The sequence below is a fragment of the Streptococcus mitis genome (assembly GCF_005844455.1).
GTDB classification, from domain to species: domain Bacteria; phylum Bacillota; class Bacilli; order Lactobacillales; family Streptococcaceae; genus Streptococcus; species Streptococcus mitis_BF.
The window spans coordinates 1-13,073 of record NZ_SPGF01000057.1 but is presented as its reverse complement, the minus strand read 5'-3'; the positions used below and the strand labels follow the sequence as shown (position 1 = coordinate 13,073).

Below are 13,073 nucleotides of genomic sequence, written 5' to 3'. Positions count from 1 at the left end.
TACGAAACACCGGTTGATACCAAAACGCCAGGCGATAAAGATGCGAAGGTGATTGTGACTTACCCAGACGGATCTAAAGATGAAGTTCCAGTGAAGGTGACAGTTACACCGAAGAAGACACCAGATAACGAGAACTACCAACCAGAGTATCCATCTGCAGCAGGTAAGCCAGGTGACACTGTGGAAGTTCCGGTGAAAGAAAAAGAAGGTAAGACGATTCCAACAGGTACGACATTCACTACTCCATCAGGAACAGGAATTACGGTTGATAAAGAGACAGGTAAAGTTACAGTCAAGATTCCAGCGGATAAGAAAACAGGTGATGTTATCGAAGGTAAAGTAACAGTTACTTACCCGGATGGAACGACAGATGAAGTTCCAGTGAAAGTGACCGTAAAAGAGAAGCCGACGGACGCAGACACTCATGAACCAAAAGGTAAGGATCAAACAGTCAAAACAGGTGAAACACCAAAAGCGGAAGATTCCATTGATAACGTTCCAAAATTGCCAAAAGGAACTAAGTTTGAGTACGAAACACCGGTTGATACCACAACGCCAGGCGATAAAGATGCGAAGGTGATTGTGACTTACCCAGACGGATCTAAAGATGAAGTTCCAGTGAAGGTTCATGTCACGAAGACTCCGACCCAAGCGGATAGCAACGAACCAAAAGGTAAGGATCAAACAGTCAAAACAGGTGAAACACCAAAAGCTGAAGATTCAATTGCAAATATTCCAGACCTACCAAAAGGAACGAAATTTGAATTTGAAAGTCCGGTAGATACTACAACGCCAGGCGATAAAGATGCGAAGGTGATTGTGACTTACCCAGACGGTTCTAAAGATGAAGTAACTGTAACAATTCACGTAGAGAAAAAAGCTACGGACGGCAATCATTCTAATGGTGACGATGTTACAGGAAATCAAATAAATTCAGCTACGAAAACATTACCTAATACAGGTTCGACTGTTAATCCATTCTTTACAGTTGCGGCTATGGCTGCAGTTGTAGGTGCGGGGACATTGTATGGAGTAGCACGTAAGAAGCATGAAGATGATGCGAATGACTAAGTGTGATAGCGAATACTTAAGGAAAGTAGATTGCTAAAGGAATAAGCTAAAAAGGGCCAGCATTGTAGCTGGCTCTTTGTGGCTCATTGTCAACTGTAGTGGGTTGATGAAAAGCTAAGATCGAGAAAGGACAAATTTCGTCCTTTCTTTTTATTTAGGGTGGAAAAATAGCTTCTTCAAATTAATTGTAAATTTCTTGTAAGAGATGATTAATAAAATGAATTTTCTTTTTAAATAACATAAATATACGTGGATACTCTAAATGCTTTTGTCTACTTTTTCTTATGAGCACCACAAAAATAGACAAAATGATTTGTTGTGTTTAAAAATAAATGATTAATGAGAAAACATTCACAGAAAACGATTGCATAATCAGTTATAATATGAAAATATAACGATATCTATAGAAAGCGCATTCAAGAGATGAAATAATAAATAGGAGTTTTTGTATGATTCAAAACAATCAAGAAAAAGGATTTCGGTATTCTATTCGGAAGCATAGAGTTGGTGTGTGTAGCGTAGTTATTGTAGCATTTTTGTTAAGTGCAGGAGCTGTTATTGAAGCTAACACAGTAAAGGCGACAGAAACGACAGTTTCAAGTAGTAATCTAAAAACAGATGCAGAACCAACGGTTAGCGGTATGCAAGAAGGAATCAATACATTAGTAAATCGTTGGAATGAAAAGTATGCAGCAAATAATCCTGCACCTGCTCGTATGCACTACGAATCTACTTCAGCTTATAGCATGAATCAACTAAAAGCGAAGTTTGGAAGTGATTTTGAAAAAGTAGGAGCTAATTTAAAAATTGACTTTGAAGCTGCACAAAAAGGTGAAAAGCAAATTGAGGTAGTGGATTTCAAACAAGTTTACTATACTGCAAACTTTGATGCACCTAAAAATCCTTCAGATGTTTTTGGTGACGATGTCATAGTAAAAGATTTGCAAGATCGTGGTCTAGATAATCAAACTCCTCCAGTTTATGTTTCAAGTGTATCTTACGGACGTCAAATGTATGTCAAATTTGAGACTACAAGTACAAGTACAGAACTTACAGCTGCTATCAATGCTGTAATTAAAGGCGTGCCAATCAATCTAGAATCTGAATGGGCTCGTGTCTTGAAAAACACTTCAGTTCCAGCTGCTATTGTTGGAGGAAATGCAGATGGTGCTGCACGTGTGGTGACTGGAACACCTGAGGACCTTAAAAAACTAATTCAGGAGGGGGCAAATTTCAGCACACAAAATCCAGCAGTACCAGTTTTTTATAAAACAGCCTTTTTAAGAGATAATCAAGTTGCAACAATTCAAAGTAGTACAGATTATATTGAAACGAAGGTGACCTCTTATAAGAATGGATACCTTAACTTGCATCATAAAGGAGGGTACGTTGCACGGTATTATATTTATTGGGATGAAGTAACCTACGATGAAGATGGTATCGAAAGTATCCGTTCTCGCGAATGGGAAGATAACGGTAAAAATAGGACTTCTGACTTCCAAACAGAACTTCAGTTTAGAGGAAATGTTCGTAATCTTCGTGTGAAAATCCAAGAGAAAACAGGACTTGCATGGGAACCGTGGCGTACTGTATATTACCGTACAGAGCTGCCACTCGTTCAAAAACGAACAATTACTAATTATGGAACAACTATCAGACCGAAATATACAGAGGAGATAGAGAATAACTAAGAGGTTAATTTGCAAAGATACATAAATAATTAGTTAAAGTGAAACTCCATAGCAGTTGTAATGGCTGAAATGGAGTTTTTTCTTGCTAGTTTTGGGATTTTCTTGTAAAATAGAGAAAGTTAAGAGAGGTATGAAATGAGCAAGAAAGATAAAAAAATTGAAATTCAAGTAGCAGATGCTAAAGTTAATGTAGGAAAAGACAGTTTTGAAGGTTATACGTTGACCATTGGTAAAAAAGTTATCGGAGAAATTGCCGAATTAGACGGACAATTTGCCATCATAAAGAATGGGAATGTCGATAGTTTTTATAAAAAATTGGAAAAAGCTGTGGAAATTTTGATTGAAAATTATAATTTAGCAAAATAAGTCTTGTTTTTTTGAAATTTTCATGATATAATAGTTCATGTTGGTTGTAGGAGAGATAACGAAGAGGCTAAACGCGGCGGACTGTAAATCCGCTCCTTCGGGTTCGGGGGTTCGAATCCCTCTCTCTCCATTTCATCAGTGGGGTATAGCCAAGCGGTAAGGCAAGGGACTTTGACTCCCTCATGCGTTGGTTCGAATCCAGCTACCCCAGTTCTTAGGTAATAATCAAGATAAAAAGCAAAATATCTTAGGGTATTTTATTTTTATAATTGAAAGGCGTGAACGATGTGAACATGTCTTTGCGGGTGCTTAGGAAAAAAATTATAAGTATGTCAAGTTTGGAAAGACTTGATTGTTGGAGGATTTTTTAGATGAACGAATTTGAAGATTTGCTAAATAGCGTTAGCCAAGTTGAGCCTGGTGATGTTGTTAGTGCTGAAGTATTGACAGTTGATGCGACTCAAGCTAATGTTGCAATCTCTGGGACTGGTGTTGAAGGTGTCTTGACTCTTCGCGAATTGACAAACGATCGCGATGCAGATATCAATGACTTTGTGAAAGTAGGAGAAGTATTGGATGTTCTTGTACTTCGTCAAGTAGTTGGTAAAGATACTGATACAGTTACATACCTTGTATCTAAAAAACGCCTTGAAGCTCGCAAAGCATGGGACAAACTTGTAGGACGCGAAGAAGAAGTTGTTACTGTTAAAGGAACTCGTGCCGTTAAAGGTGGACTTTCAGTAGAATTTGAAGGTGTTCGTGGATTCATCCCAGCTTCAATGTTGGATACTCGTTTCGTACGTAACACTGAGCGTTTCGTAGGTCAAGAATTTGATGCTAAAATCAAAGAAGTTGATCCTAAAGAAAATCGCTTCATCCTTTCACGTCGTGAAGTTGTTGAAGCAGCTACTGCAGCAGCTCGTGCTGAAGTATTCAGTAAATTAGCTGTTGGTGATGTAGTAACTGGTAAAGTTGCTCGTATCACTAGCTTCGGTGCTTTCATCGATCTCGGTGGTGTTGACGGATTGGTTCACTTGACTGAATTGTCACATGAACGTAACGTATCACCAAAATCAGTTGTAACTGTTGGTGAAGAAATTGAAGTGAAAATCCTTGATCTTAACGAAGAAGAAGGACGTGTGTCACTTTCACTTAAAGCAACAACACCTGGACCATGGGATGGCGTTGAGCAAAAATTGGCTAAAGGTGATGTAGTAGAAGGAACAGTTAAACGTTTGACTGACTTCGGTGCATTTGTTGAAGTATTGCCAGGTATCGATGGACTTGTTCACGTATCACAAATTTCACACAAACGTATCGAAAATCCAAAAGAAGCTCTTACTGTTGGTCAAGAAGTTACTGTTAAAGTCCTTGATGTTAACGCTGATGCAGAACGTGTATCGCTTTCTATCAAAGCTCTTGAAGAACGTCCAGCTCAAGAAGAAGGACAAAAAGAAGAAAAACGTGCTGCTCGTCCACGTCGTCCAAAACGTCAAGAAAAACGTGATTTTGAACTTCCAGAAACACAAACAGGATTCTCAATGGCTGACTTGTTCGGTGATATTGAACTTTAATCAAATTGATAATCGCAAAATCCTTTGTTTAAAACAAGGGATTTTTCTTTTGTCTCTTTCTCATTTTTGATATAATAGTTTCATGTTAGATTCAGAAAAACAATCACGTTATCAATTGTTGAATGAGGAACTCTCTTATTTACTAGAGGGTGAGAGCAATGTTCTTGTCAATCTTTCGAATGCTAGCGCCCTCCTAAAATCTCGCTTTCCAAATACTGTATTTGCAGGTTTTTATCTGTTTGATGGTAGTGAGTTGATTTTAGGTCCTTTTCAGGGTGGTGTTTCTTGTATTCGTATTCCGCTTGGGAAAGGCGTATGTGGAGAAGCTGCTGAGTTTCAAGAGACTGTTTTAGTAGGGGACGTGAGCACCTATCCAAACTACATTTCTTGCGATAGTAAGGCCAAGAGTGAAATCGTAGTTCCCATGCTCAAGAATGGTCGATTGCTAGGTGTCTTAGACTTGGACTCATCTCTTATCGATGATTATAATGCCATTGACCGCGATTACTTGGAACAATTTGTCGCTATTTTGCTTGAGAAGACAGAATGGGACTTTACAATGTTTGGGGAGAAAGCCTAATGTATCAAGCACTTTATCGAAAATATAGAAGTCAAAACTTCTCTCAGTTGGTTGGTCAAGAAGTTGTGGCTAAGACTCTTAAACAAGCAGTGGAGCAAGAGAAAATAAGTCATGCTTATCTTTTTTCTGGTCCTCGTGGAACGGGAAAAACAAGTGTGGCTAAGATCTTTGCAAAAGCTATGAACTGTCCCAATCAAGTGGGTGGTGAACCATGTAATAACTGCTATATCTGTCAAGCAGTGACGGACGGTAGTTTAGAAGATGTCATTGAAATGGATGCGGCCTCTAATAATGGGGTAGATGAAATCCGTGAAATTCGTGATAAATCTACCTATGCTCCTAGTCTTGCCCGTTATAAGGTTTATATCATAGACGAGGTTCACATGCTGTCTACAGGGGCTTTTAATGCTCTCTTAAAGACGCTGGAAGAACCAACACAGAATGTGGTCTTTATTTTGGCCACTACTGAATTGCACAAGATTCCTGCCACTATTCTATCCCGTGTCCAACGTTTTGAGTTTAAATCAATTAAGACACAGGATATTAAGGAACATATCCACTATATTTTAGAAAAGGAAAATATCAGTTCTGAACCAGAGGCTGTGGAAATCATTGCTAGACGAGCTGAAGGTGGGATGCGGGACGCCTTGTCTATTTTGGATCAAGCCCTGAGTTTGACACAGGGAAACGAGCTGACGACTGCCATCTCTGAAGAAATTACTGGGACCATTAGCCTATCAGCCTTGGATGATTATGTGGCTGCCTTATCTCAACAGGATGTTACCAAGGCCTTGTCTTGTTTAAATCTTCTTTTTGACAATGGTAAGAGTATGACTCGTTTTGTGACCGACCTTTTGCACTATTTAAGAGATTTGTTAATTGTTCAAACAGGGGGAGAAAACACTCATCATAGTCCAGTCTTTGTAGAAAATTTAGCTCTTCCTCAAGAAAATCTGTTTAAAATGATTCGATTGGCGACAGTCAGTTTAGCAGATATTAAGTCTAGTTCGCAGCCCAAGATTTATGCTGAGATGATGACTATTCGCTTGGCAGAGATTAAGACTGAACCAGCTCTTTCAGGTGCGGTTGAAAATGAAATTGCTACGCTGAGACAGGAAGTTGCGCGTCTTAAGCAAGAACTCGCAAATGTAGGAACTATACCTAAGCCAACAAATCCAGCTCCTAGTCGTCCGGCAGCAGGCAAGACCGTCTATCGTGTGGATCGCAATAAAGTCCAATCTATCTTACAAGAGGCCGTTGAAAGTCCTGATTTAGCACGTCAAAACCTGATTCGATTACAGAATGCCTGGGGAGAGGTGATTGAAAGTCTTGGTGGGCCGGACAAGGCTCTGCTGGTTGGTTCTCAACCGGTTGCCGCCAATGAACACCATGCCATTCTTGCTTTTGAGTCTAACTTCAATGCTGGTCAAACCATGAAACGAGACAATCTCAACACCATGTTTGGAAATATCCTCAGTCAGGCAGCCGGTTTTTCACCTGAGATTTTAGCCATTTCCATGGAGGAATGGAAAGAAGTTCGCGCAGCCTTTTCAGCCAAAGCCAAATCTTCTCAAACTGAAAAAGAAGCAGAAGAAAGTCTGATCCCAGAAGGATTTGAATTTTTGGCTGATAAAGTGAAGGTAGAGGAAGACTAAAGAAAGATTTCATGATACAATAAGTTTATGAATAGACAACAATTTATTATTATCGCGCTGTTTACAGCTGCTGAGACCTATTTTTTCAATGAAGCCTGGATGACTGGTCGCTATATTATGGCAGTTTTTTGGGCTATTTTGCTCTTTAGAAATTTTCGAGTTAGTTACTTGATGGGCAAGATTGTAGATGTCATTGACCAACATTTAAAAGGAAAAGACTAGTCCTCAGCTTCTAGACAAAATCAAAGCCTTTTAGGCTTTTTTTTGTTATACTATAAAAGTATATTTATTGCCCTTTTACCGTATTTTCTAAGGAAATCAAGTATGTTTCCAGTAAGAACTGTAAAGGCCTTGAAAAAGAAAGGAATTATCATGTCAGTATTAGAGATCAAAGATCTTCACGTCGAGATTGAAGGAAAAGAAATTTTAAAAGGGGTTAATCTGACCCTGAAAACAGGAGAAATCGCTGCTATCATGGGACCAAATGGTACTGGTAAATCAACTCTTTCTGCCGCTATCATGGGAAATCCAAACTATGAAGTTACCAAAGGTGAAGTCTTGTTTGATGGCGTAAACATCCTTGAGTTAGAAGTGGACGAGCGTGCGCGTATGGGACTTTTCCTTGCTATGCAATACCCATCAGAAATTCCTGGAATTACCAATGCTGAGTTTCTTCGTGCAGCTATGAATGCTGGTAAAGAAGACGATGAGAAGATTTCAGTTCGTGAGTTTATCACTAAATTGGATGAGAAGATGGAATTACTCAACATGAAAGAAGAAATGGCTGAGCGTTACCTCAACGAAGGTTTCTCTGGTGGTGAGAAAAAACGTAATGAGATTCTTCAACTTTTGATGTTGGAACCAACTTTTGCCCTTTTGGATGAGATTGACTCTGGTCTTGATATTGACGCTCTTAAAGTTGTTTCTAAAGGTGTGAATGCTATGCGTGGTGAAGGCTTTGGTGCTATGATTATCACTCACTACCAACGTCTTTTGAACTACATCACACCAGACGTGGTACACGTCATGATGGAAGGTCGTGTTGTCCTTTCTGGTGGTCCAGAATTGGCTGCACGTTTAGAGCGTGAAGGATACGCAAAACTAGCTGAAGAACTTGGCTACGACTACAAGGAAGAATTGTAATTCCCTCGTATCTTTTAGGAGAAGTAAATGACTAAAGAAACTATTAAACTTTTTTCAGAAACGCACGCTGAACCAAGCTGGTTGTCAGACCTCCGTCAAAAAGCTTTTGATAAGATTGAAAGTTTGGAATTACCAGTCATTGAGCGTGTCAAATTTCACCGTTGGAATCTGGGGGATGGAACCATCACAGAAAGTGAGCCTTCAGCAAATGTTCCAGACTTCACAGCTTTAGATAATCACTTGAAGTTGGTGCAAGTTGGAACTCAAACTGTTTTTGAGCAAACTCCAGTTGAGTTAGCTGAACAAGGTGTTATCTTTACAGACTTTCACTCAGCTTTAGAAGAAATTCCAGAGCTTATTGAGGAATTCTTCATGTCATCAGTTAAGTATGATGACGACAAGTTGGCAGCCTACCATACAGCGTATTTCAATAGTGGTGCTGTTCTCTACATCCCTGATAATGTTGAGATTACAGAACCAATCGAAGGGATTTTCTACCAAGACAGCGATAGCGATGTGCCATTTAACAAGCATATCCTTATCATTGCTGGTAAAAACTCTAAAATAAGCTATCTTGAACGTCTAGAGTCACGAGGGGGTGGTAGTGCAAAAGCAACTGCCAATATCACAGTCGAAGTGATTGCTCGTTCTGGTGCGCAAGTGAAGTTTGCGGCTATTGACCGCTTAGGTGAAAATGTGACTGCCTACATTAGCCGTCGTGGTAAGTTGGGCAACGATGCCAGCATTGACTGGGCAATTGGTGTCATGAACGAAGGAAATATCGTTGCGGACTTTGATAGCGACTTGATTGGAAATGGTAGCCATGCTGACCTTAAAGCCGTAGCTCTTTCAAGTGGTTGTCAGGTACAAGGGATTGATACGCGAGTGACTAACTACGGATGCAATTCTATCGGAAATATCCTCCAACATGGGGTTATCCTTGAAAAAGCAACTTTGACCTTCAATGGTATCGGTCACATCATCAAGGGCGCTAAGGGAGCGGATGCGCAACAAGAAAGCCGTGTTCTCATGCTTTCAGACCAGGCTCGTTCAGATGCTAACCCAATTCTTTTGATTGACGAAAATGACGTAACTGCAGGTCATGCGGCCTCTATCGGTCAGGTGGATCCAGAAGACATGTACTATCTCATGAGCCGTGGCTTGGATAAGGCAACTGCTGAGCGTTTGGTTGTTCGTGGGTTCCTTGGATCTGTTATCGTTGAGATTCCAGTCAAAGAAGTTCGTGATGAAATGATTGCAACTATCGAAGAAAAATTGTCAAAACGCTAAGGGGAAGCCTATGTTAGATGTAGAAGCGATTCGCAAGGATTTTCCAATTTTAGACCAGATTGTTAATGATGAACCTCTGGTCTATCTGGACAATGCCGCGACGACACAAAAACCACTAGCAGTACTGGAAACAATCAACCGCTACTATAAGCAGGACAATGCCAATGTTCACCGTGGGGTTCATACTTTGGCAGAGCGTGCGACAGCTTCCTATGAAGCTGCTCGTGAAACCATTCGTAAGTTTATCAATGCAGGCTCTACAAAGGAAGTTCTCTTTACCAGAGGAACGACAACCAGCCTTAACTGGGTGGCACGCTTCGCTGAGGAAATCCTGACTGAGGGAGATCAAGTTTTGATTTCTGTCATGGAACACCATTCCAATATCATTCCATGGCAGGAAGCTTGTCGAAAGACTGGAGCAGAGCTTGTCTATGTTTATCTCAAGAACGGTGCCTTGGATATGGATGACTTGCGAGTTAAATTGACTGATAAAGTCAAGTTTGTCTCTCTAGCTCACGCCTCAAATGTTCTTGGTGTGGTCAATCCTATCAAAGAAATCAGCCAATTAGCTCACCAAGTTGGAGCTATCATGGTGGTGGATGGTGCTCAGTCTACGCCTCATATGAAGATTGATGTCCAGGACTTGGATGTGGACTTCTTTGCCTTTTCGGGTCACAAGATGGCTGGTCCGACTGGTATCGGTATCCTGTACGGAAAAGAGAAGTATCTGGAACAAATGTCACCAGTAGAATTTGGTGGTGAGATGATTGATTTCGTCTATGAGCAATCTGCTAGTTGGAAGGAATTGCCTTGGAAATTTGAGGCTGGAACGCCCAACATGGCAGGTGCTATTGGACTTGCAGCAGCAGTGGATTATCTGGAAAAGATTGGTATGGATACAATTGAAGCTCATGAACAGGAATTGGTTGCATACGTCTGTCCAAAACTGCAGGCCATTGAAGGATTGACCATTTACGGTTCGCAGGATTTGGCTAAACGTTCAGGCGTTATTTCCTTTAACCTAGGTGATCTTCATCCTCACGATCTTGCAACAGCTTTGGATTATGAAGGAGTGGCTGTTCGTGCGGGTCACCACTGTGCGCAACCCTTGCTCCAGTATTTGGATGTACCAGCAACAGCTCGTGCAAGTTTTTATATCTACAATACTAAGGCGGATTGTGACAAACTAGTCGATGCCCTACAAAAGACAAAGGAGTTTTTCAATGGCACTTTCTAAACTAGATAGCCTTTATATGGCAGTGGTAGCAGATCATTCGAAAAATCCCCATCACCAAGGGAAGTTGGAAGATGCTGAGCAAATCAGTCTCAACAATCCGACCTGTGGGGATGTGATCAATCTCTCTGTTAAGTTTGACGCAGAGGACCGTTTGGAAGATATTGCTTTTCTAAACTCAGGCTGTACCATTTCAACTGCCTCTGCTAGTATGATGACAGATGCTGTTTTAGGGAAGACCAAACAAGAAATTCTAGAACTTGCAACCATCTTTTCTGAAATGGTTCAAGGGCAAAAAGATGACCGACAAGACCAACTTGGCGATGCAGCCTTCTTATCAGGTGTTGCCAAATTCCCGCAACGGATTAAGTGTGCAACCTTGGCTTGGAATGCCCTTAAAAAAACGATTGAAAATCAAGAAAAACAGTAAGACAAGTTTCTTTTGTCTTATGAATCAGTAGAAATGAAGAATGAAAGAAAGGATATTATGGCTGAAGAAAGAGTAGAACCAAAACCAATTGATCTTGGTGAATATAAATTTGGTTTCCATGACGATGTAGAGCCTGTCCTATCGACAGGAAAAGGATTGAACGAAGAAGTCATTCGCGAATTATCAGCTGCTAAGGGAGAACCTGAGTGGATGTTAGAATTTCGTTTGAAGTCTTATGAAACCTTCAAAAAAATGCCCATGCAAACCTGGGGAGCAGATTTGTCAGAGATTGACTTTGATGACTTAATCTACTACCAAAAACCATCTGCTAAACCTGCCCGTTCTTGGGATGAAGTTCCTGAAAAAATCAAAGAAACCTTTGAACGTATTGGGATTCCAGAAGCTGAACATGCTTATCTAGCAGGAGCCTCTGCCCAGTACGAGTCAGAAGTGGTTTACCACAACATGAAGGAAGAGTTCCAGAAATTGGGGATTATCTTTACAGATACAGATTCCGCACTCAAGGAATACCCAGACTTGTTTAAACAATACTTTGCCAAGTTGGTACCACCGACTGATAACAAGTTGGCGGCCCTTAACTCTGCAGTATGGTCGGGTGGAACCTTTATCTACGTGCCAAAAAGTGTCAAGGTAGATATTCCACTTCAAACCTACTTCCGTATCAACAACGAAAATACAGGTCAGTTCGAACGTACCTTGATTATCGTTGATGAGGGAGCAAGCGTCCACTACGTAGAAGGATGTACAGCACCAACTTATTCTAGCAACAGCTTGCACGCTGCCATTGTAGAAATCTTTGCCTTGGACGGAGCTTATATGCGTTATACAACTATTCAAAACTGGTCTGACAACGTCTATAACTTGGTAACAAAACGTGCCAAAGCTTTGAAAGATGCGACTGTTGAGTGGATTGATGGTAACTTGGGTGCTAAAACAACCATGAAATACCCATCTGTTTACCTAGATGGAGAAGGTGCGCGTGGTACGATGCTTTCTATTGCCTTTGCCAATGTAGGGCAACACCAAGACACGGGTGCTAAGATGATCCACAACGCTCCACACACAAGCTCCTCTATCGTGTCTAAATCCATCGCTAAAGGCGGAGGAAAGGTTGATTACCGTGGACAAGTAACCTTTAACAAAAACTCTAAGAAATCTGTTTCTCACATCGAGTGTGATACCATTATCATGGATGACTTGTCAGCATCAGATACCATTCCATTTAATGAAATCCACAACTCGCAAGTTGCATTGGAGCACGAAGCTAAGGTTTCTAAGATTTCAGAAGAACAACTCTATTACCTCATGAGCCGTGGTTTGTCAGAATCTGAGGCAACTGAGATGATCGTTATGGGATTTGTAGAACCCTTCACAAAAGAACTTCCAATGGAATATGCAGTTGAGCTGAACCGCTTGATTAGTTATGAGATGGAAGGGTCAGTCGGATAAAATTTGATTTTAGATTTACTCAAAATCAAGGACTTTGAAAATGAATTTGTAACAAAAAGAGACTGAGAAAAAATATTTTAAGAACAGAAAACGCATGATATCAGGAGCCCAAAAAACTTGATATTATGCGTTTTATTGTGGGAAGATTTTTTGCATTCTCTCATGAAATGGAGTTTGAACTAAGCGCTTTTGATTTTTGATATAGTAGATTGAAACAAGATGTGAACAAATCGATTAGGAAAGTAAAATTAATTTCTAGAAATATTTTAACAGTTATAACGTACTATTCCAGATTCAATATACTATATATTTTTGTGAGGACGAAGTAAGACAATAGACTTGTTCGGTAACTCAAAAGTGGTATACTAAAGCTATGGAAACAACATACGAAAAAGCTTTAAAATTAAACTCAGAGAATTTCAAATTGTTGATAGGTGTTAAAAAAGCGACGTTTCAACTGATGCTTGATTGTCTCACTGACGCTTATCAAGCGCAACACCGAAAAGGAGGACGCCCACGCCGTCTAAGTATGGAAGACCAACTTATCATGACCTTGCGCTACTTACGCT

Annotated in this window: 11 protein-coding genes, 2 tRNA genes and 3 pseudogenes; all 16 read left to right on the top strand. The window is 40.3% G+C overall.

Annotated features, from left to right (window positions below; translation table 11 throughout):
• The coding region (locus tag FGQ53_RS09705) for a Rib/alpha-like domain-containing protein (RefSeq protein WP_138338274.1) at positions 1–1,071 on the top strand (1,071 nt) is incomplete at its 5' end.
• A gap of 449 nt (positions 1,072–1,520) precedes the next feature.
• A pseudogene (locus FGQ53_RS12225) lies at positions 1,521–1,616 on the top strand (YSIRK-type signal peptide-containing protein); the annotation flags it as partial.
• Between the two features lie 72 nt (positions 1,617–1,688).
• Positions 1,689–2,762: pseudogene (locus tag FGQ53_RS09700) on the top strand (thiol-activated cytolysin family protein); the annotation flags it as partial.
• 135 nt (positions 2,763–2,897) lie between these two features.
• Positions 2,898–3,128 (top strand): DUF2969 domain-containing protein, encoded by a 231-nt coding sequence (locus FGQ53_RS09695; protein ID WP_000037113.1) that lies wholly within the window; start codon positions 2,898–2,900, stop codon positions 3,126–3,128.
• 49 nt (positions 3,129–3,177) lie between these two features.
• Positions 3,178–3,258: transfer RNA gene (locus FGQ53_RS09690), tRNA-Tyr, on the top strand.
• Between the two features lie 9 nt (positions 3,259–3,267).
• A tRNA-Gln gene (locus FGQ53_RS09685) sits at positions 3,268–3,339 on the top strand.
• A gap of 160 nt (positions 3,340–3,499) precedes the next feature.
• Positions 3,500–4,702 (top strand): 30S ribosomal protein S1, encoded by a 1,203-nt coding sequence (gene rpsA, locus FGQ53_RS09680; protein ID WP_033584854.1) that lies wholly within the window; start codon positions 3,500–3,502, stop codon positions 4,700–4,702.
• A gap of 82 nt (positions 4,703–4,784) precedes the next feature.
• Positions 4,785–5,282, top strand: a complete 498-nt coding sequence (locus FGQ53_RS09675; RefSeq protein WP_138338267.1) for a GAF domain-containing protein — start codon at positions 4,785–4,787, stop codon at positions 5,280–5,282.
• A complete protein-coding gene (dnaX, locus tag FGQ53_RS09670; RefSeq protein WP_138338264.1) occupies positions 5,282–6,937 on the top strand; it encodes a DNA polymerase III subunit gamma/tau in 1,656 nt (551 codons plus the stop codon). Before FGQ53_RS09675 ends, dnaX begins: the two co-directional genes overlap by 1 nt.
• Before the next feature lie 27 nt (positions 6,938–6,964).
• On the top strand, positions 6,965–7,159 hold the full coding sequence (locus tag FGQ53_RS09665) for a DUF3272 domain-containing protein (protein WP_049551575.1): 195 nt from the start codon (positions 6,965–6,967) through the stop codon (positions 7,157–7,159).
• Positions 7,160–7,309: 150 nt separating this feature from the next.
• Positions 7,310–8,080, top strand: coding sequence for a Fe-S cluster assembly ATPase SufC (gene sufC, locus FGQ53_RS09660; RefSeq protein ID WP_000114489.1), 771 nt, complete (start codon positions 7,310–7,312; stop codon positions 8,078–8,080).
• 27 nt (positions 8,081–8,107) lie between these two features.
• Positions 8,108–9,370: a Fe-S cluster assembly protein SufD gene (sufD, locus tag FGQ53_RS09655; RefSeq protein ID WP_138338261.1), complete on the top strand. Its 1,263-nt coding sequence runs from the start codon at positions 8,108–8,110 to the stop codon at positions 9,368–9,370.
• 10 nt (positions 9,371–9,380) lie between these two features.
• The gene (locus FGQ53_RS09650) at positions 9,381–10,607 is read left to right on the top strand and encodes a cysteine desulfurase (protein ID WP_138338257.1); all 1,227 of its coding nucleotides are present in this window, start codon (positions 9,381–9,383) and stop codon (positions 10,605–10,607) included.
• Positions 10,594–11,034 (top strand): Fe-S cluster assembly sulfur transfer protein SufU, encoded by a 441-nt coding sequence (gene sufU / locus FGQ53_RS09645; RefSeq protein ID WP_138338254.1) that lies wholly within the window; start codon positions 10,594–10,596, stop codon positions 11,032–11,034. Before FGQ53_RS09650 ends, sufU begins: the two co-directional genes overlap by 14 nt.
• Positions 11,035–11,091: 57 nt before the next feature.
• A complete protein-coding gene (sufB, locus tag FGQ53_RS09640; RefSeq protein ID WP_138338251.1) occupies positions 11,092–12,504 on the top strand; it encodes a Fe-S cluster assembly protein SufB in 1,413 nt (470 codons plus the stop codon).
• A 373-nt stretch (positions 12,505–12,877) separates the two neighbouring features.
• Positions 12,878–13,073: pseudogene (locus tag FGQ53_RS09635) on the top strand (IS5/IS1182 family transposase); the annotation flags it as partial.

What these genes read in the sequence shown, in the direction of transcription:
- FGQ53_RS09695 (WP_000037113.1), top strand. Translation starts at nt 2,898, where the DNA reads ATGAGCAAGAAAGATAAAAAAATTGAAATTCAAGTAGCAGATGCTAAA.
- rpsA (WP_033584854.1), top strand. Translation starts at nt 3,500, where the DNA reads ATGAACGAATTTGAAGATTTGCTAAATAGCGTTAGCCAAGTTGAGCCT.
- FGQ53_RS09675 (WP_138338267.1), top strand. Translation starts at nt 4,785, where the DNA reads ATGTTAGATTCAGAAAAACAATCACGTTATCAATTGTTGAATGAGGAA.
- dnaX (WP_138338264.1), top strand. Translation starts at nt 5,282, where the DNA reads ATGTATCAAGCACTTTATCGAAAATATAGAAGTCAAAACTTCTCTCAG.
- FGQ53_RS09665 (WP_049551575.1), top strand. Translation starts at nt 6,965, where the DNA reads ATGAATAGACAACAATTTATTATTATCGCGCTGTTTACAGCTGCTGAG.
- sufC (WP_000114489.1), top strand. Translation starts at nt 7,310, where the DNA reads ATGTCAGTATTAGAGATCAAAGATCTTCACGTCGAGATTGAAGGAAAA.
- sufD (WP_138338261.1), top strand. Translation starts at nt 8,108, where the DNA reads ATGACTAAAGAAACTATTAAACTTTTTTCAGAAACGCACGCTGAACCA.
- FGQ53_RS09650 (WP_138338257.1), top strand. Translation starts at nt 9,381, where the DNA reads ATGTTAGATGTAGAAGCGATTCGCAAGGATTTTCCAATTTTAGACCAG.
- sufU (WP_138338254.1), top strand. Translation starts at nt 10,594, where the DNA reads ATGGCACTTTCTAAACTAGATAGCCTTTATATGGCAGTGGTAGCAGAT.
- sufB (WP_138338251.1), top strand. Translation starts at nt 11,092, where the DNA reads ATGGCTGAAGAAAGAGTAGAACCAAAACCAATTGATCTTGGTGAATAT.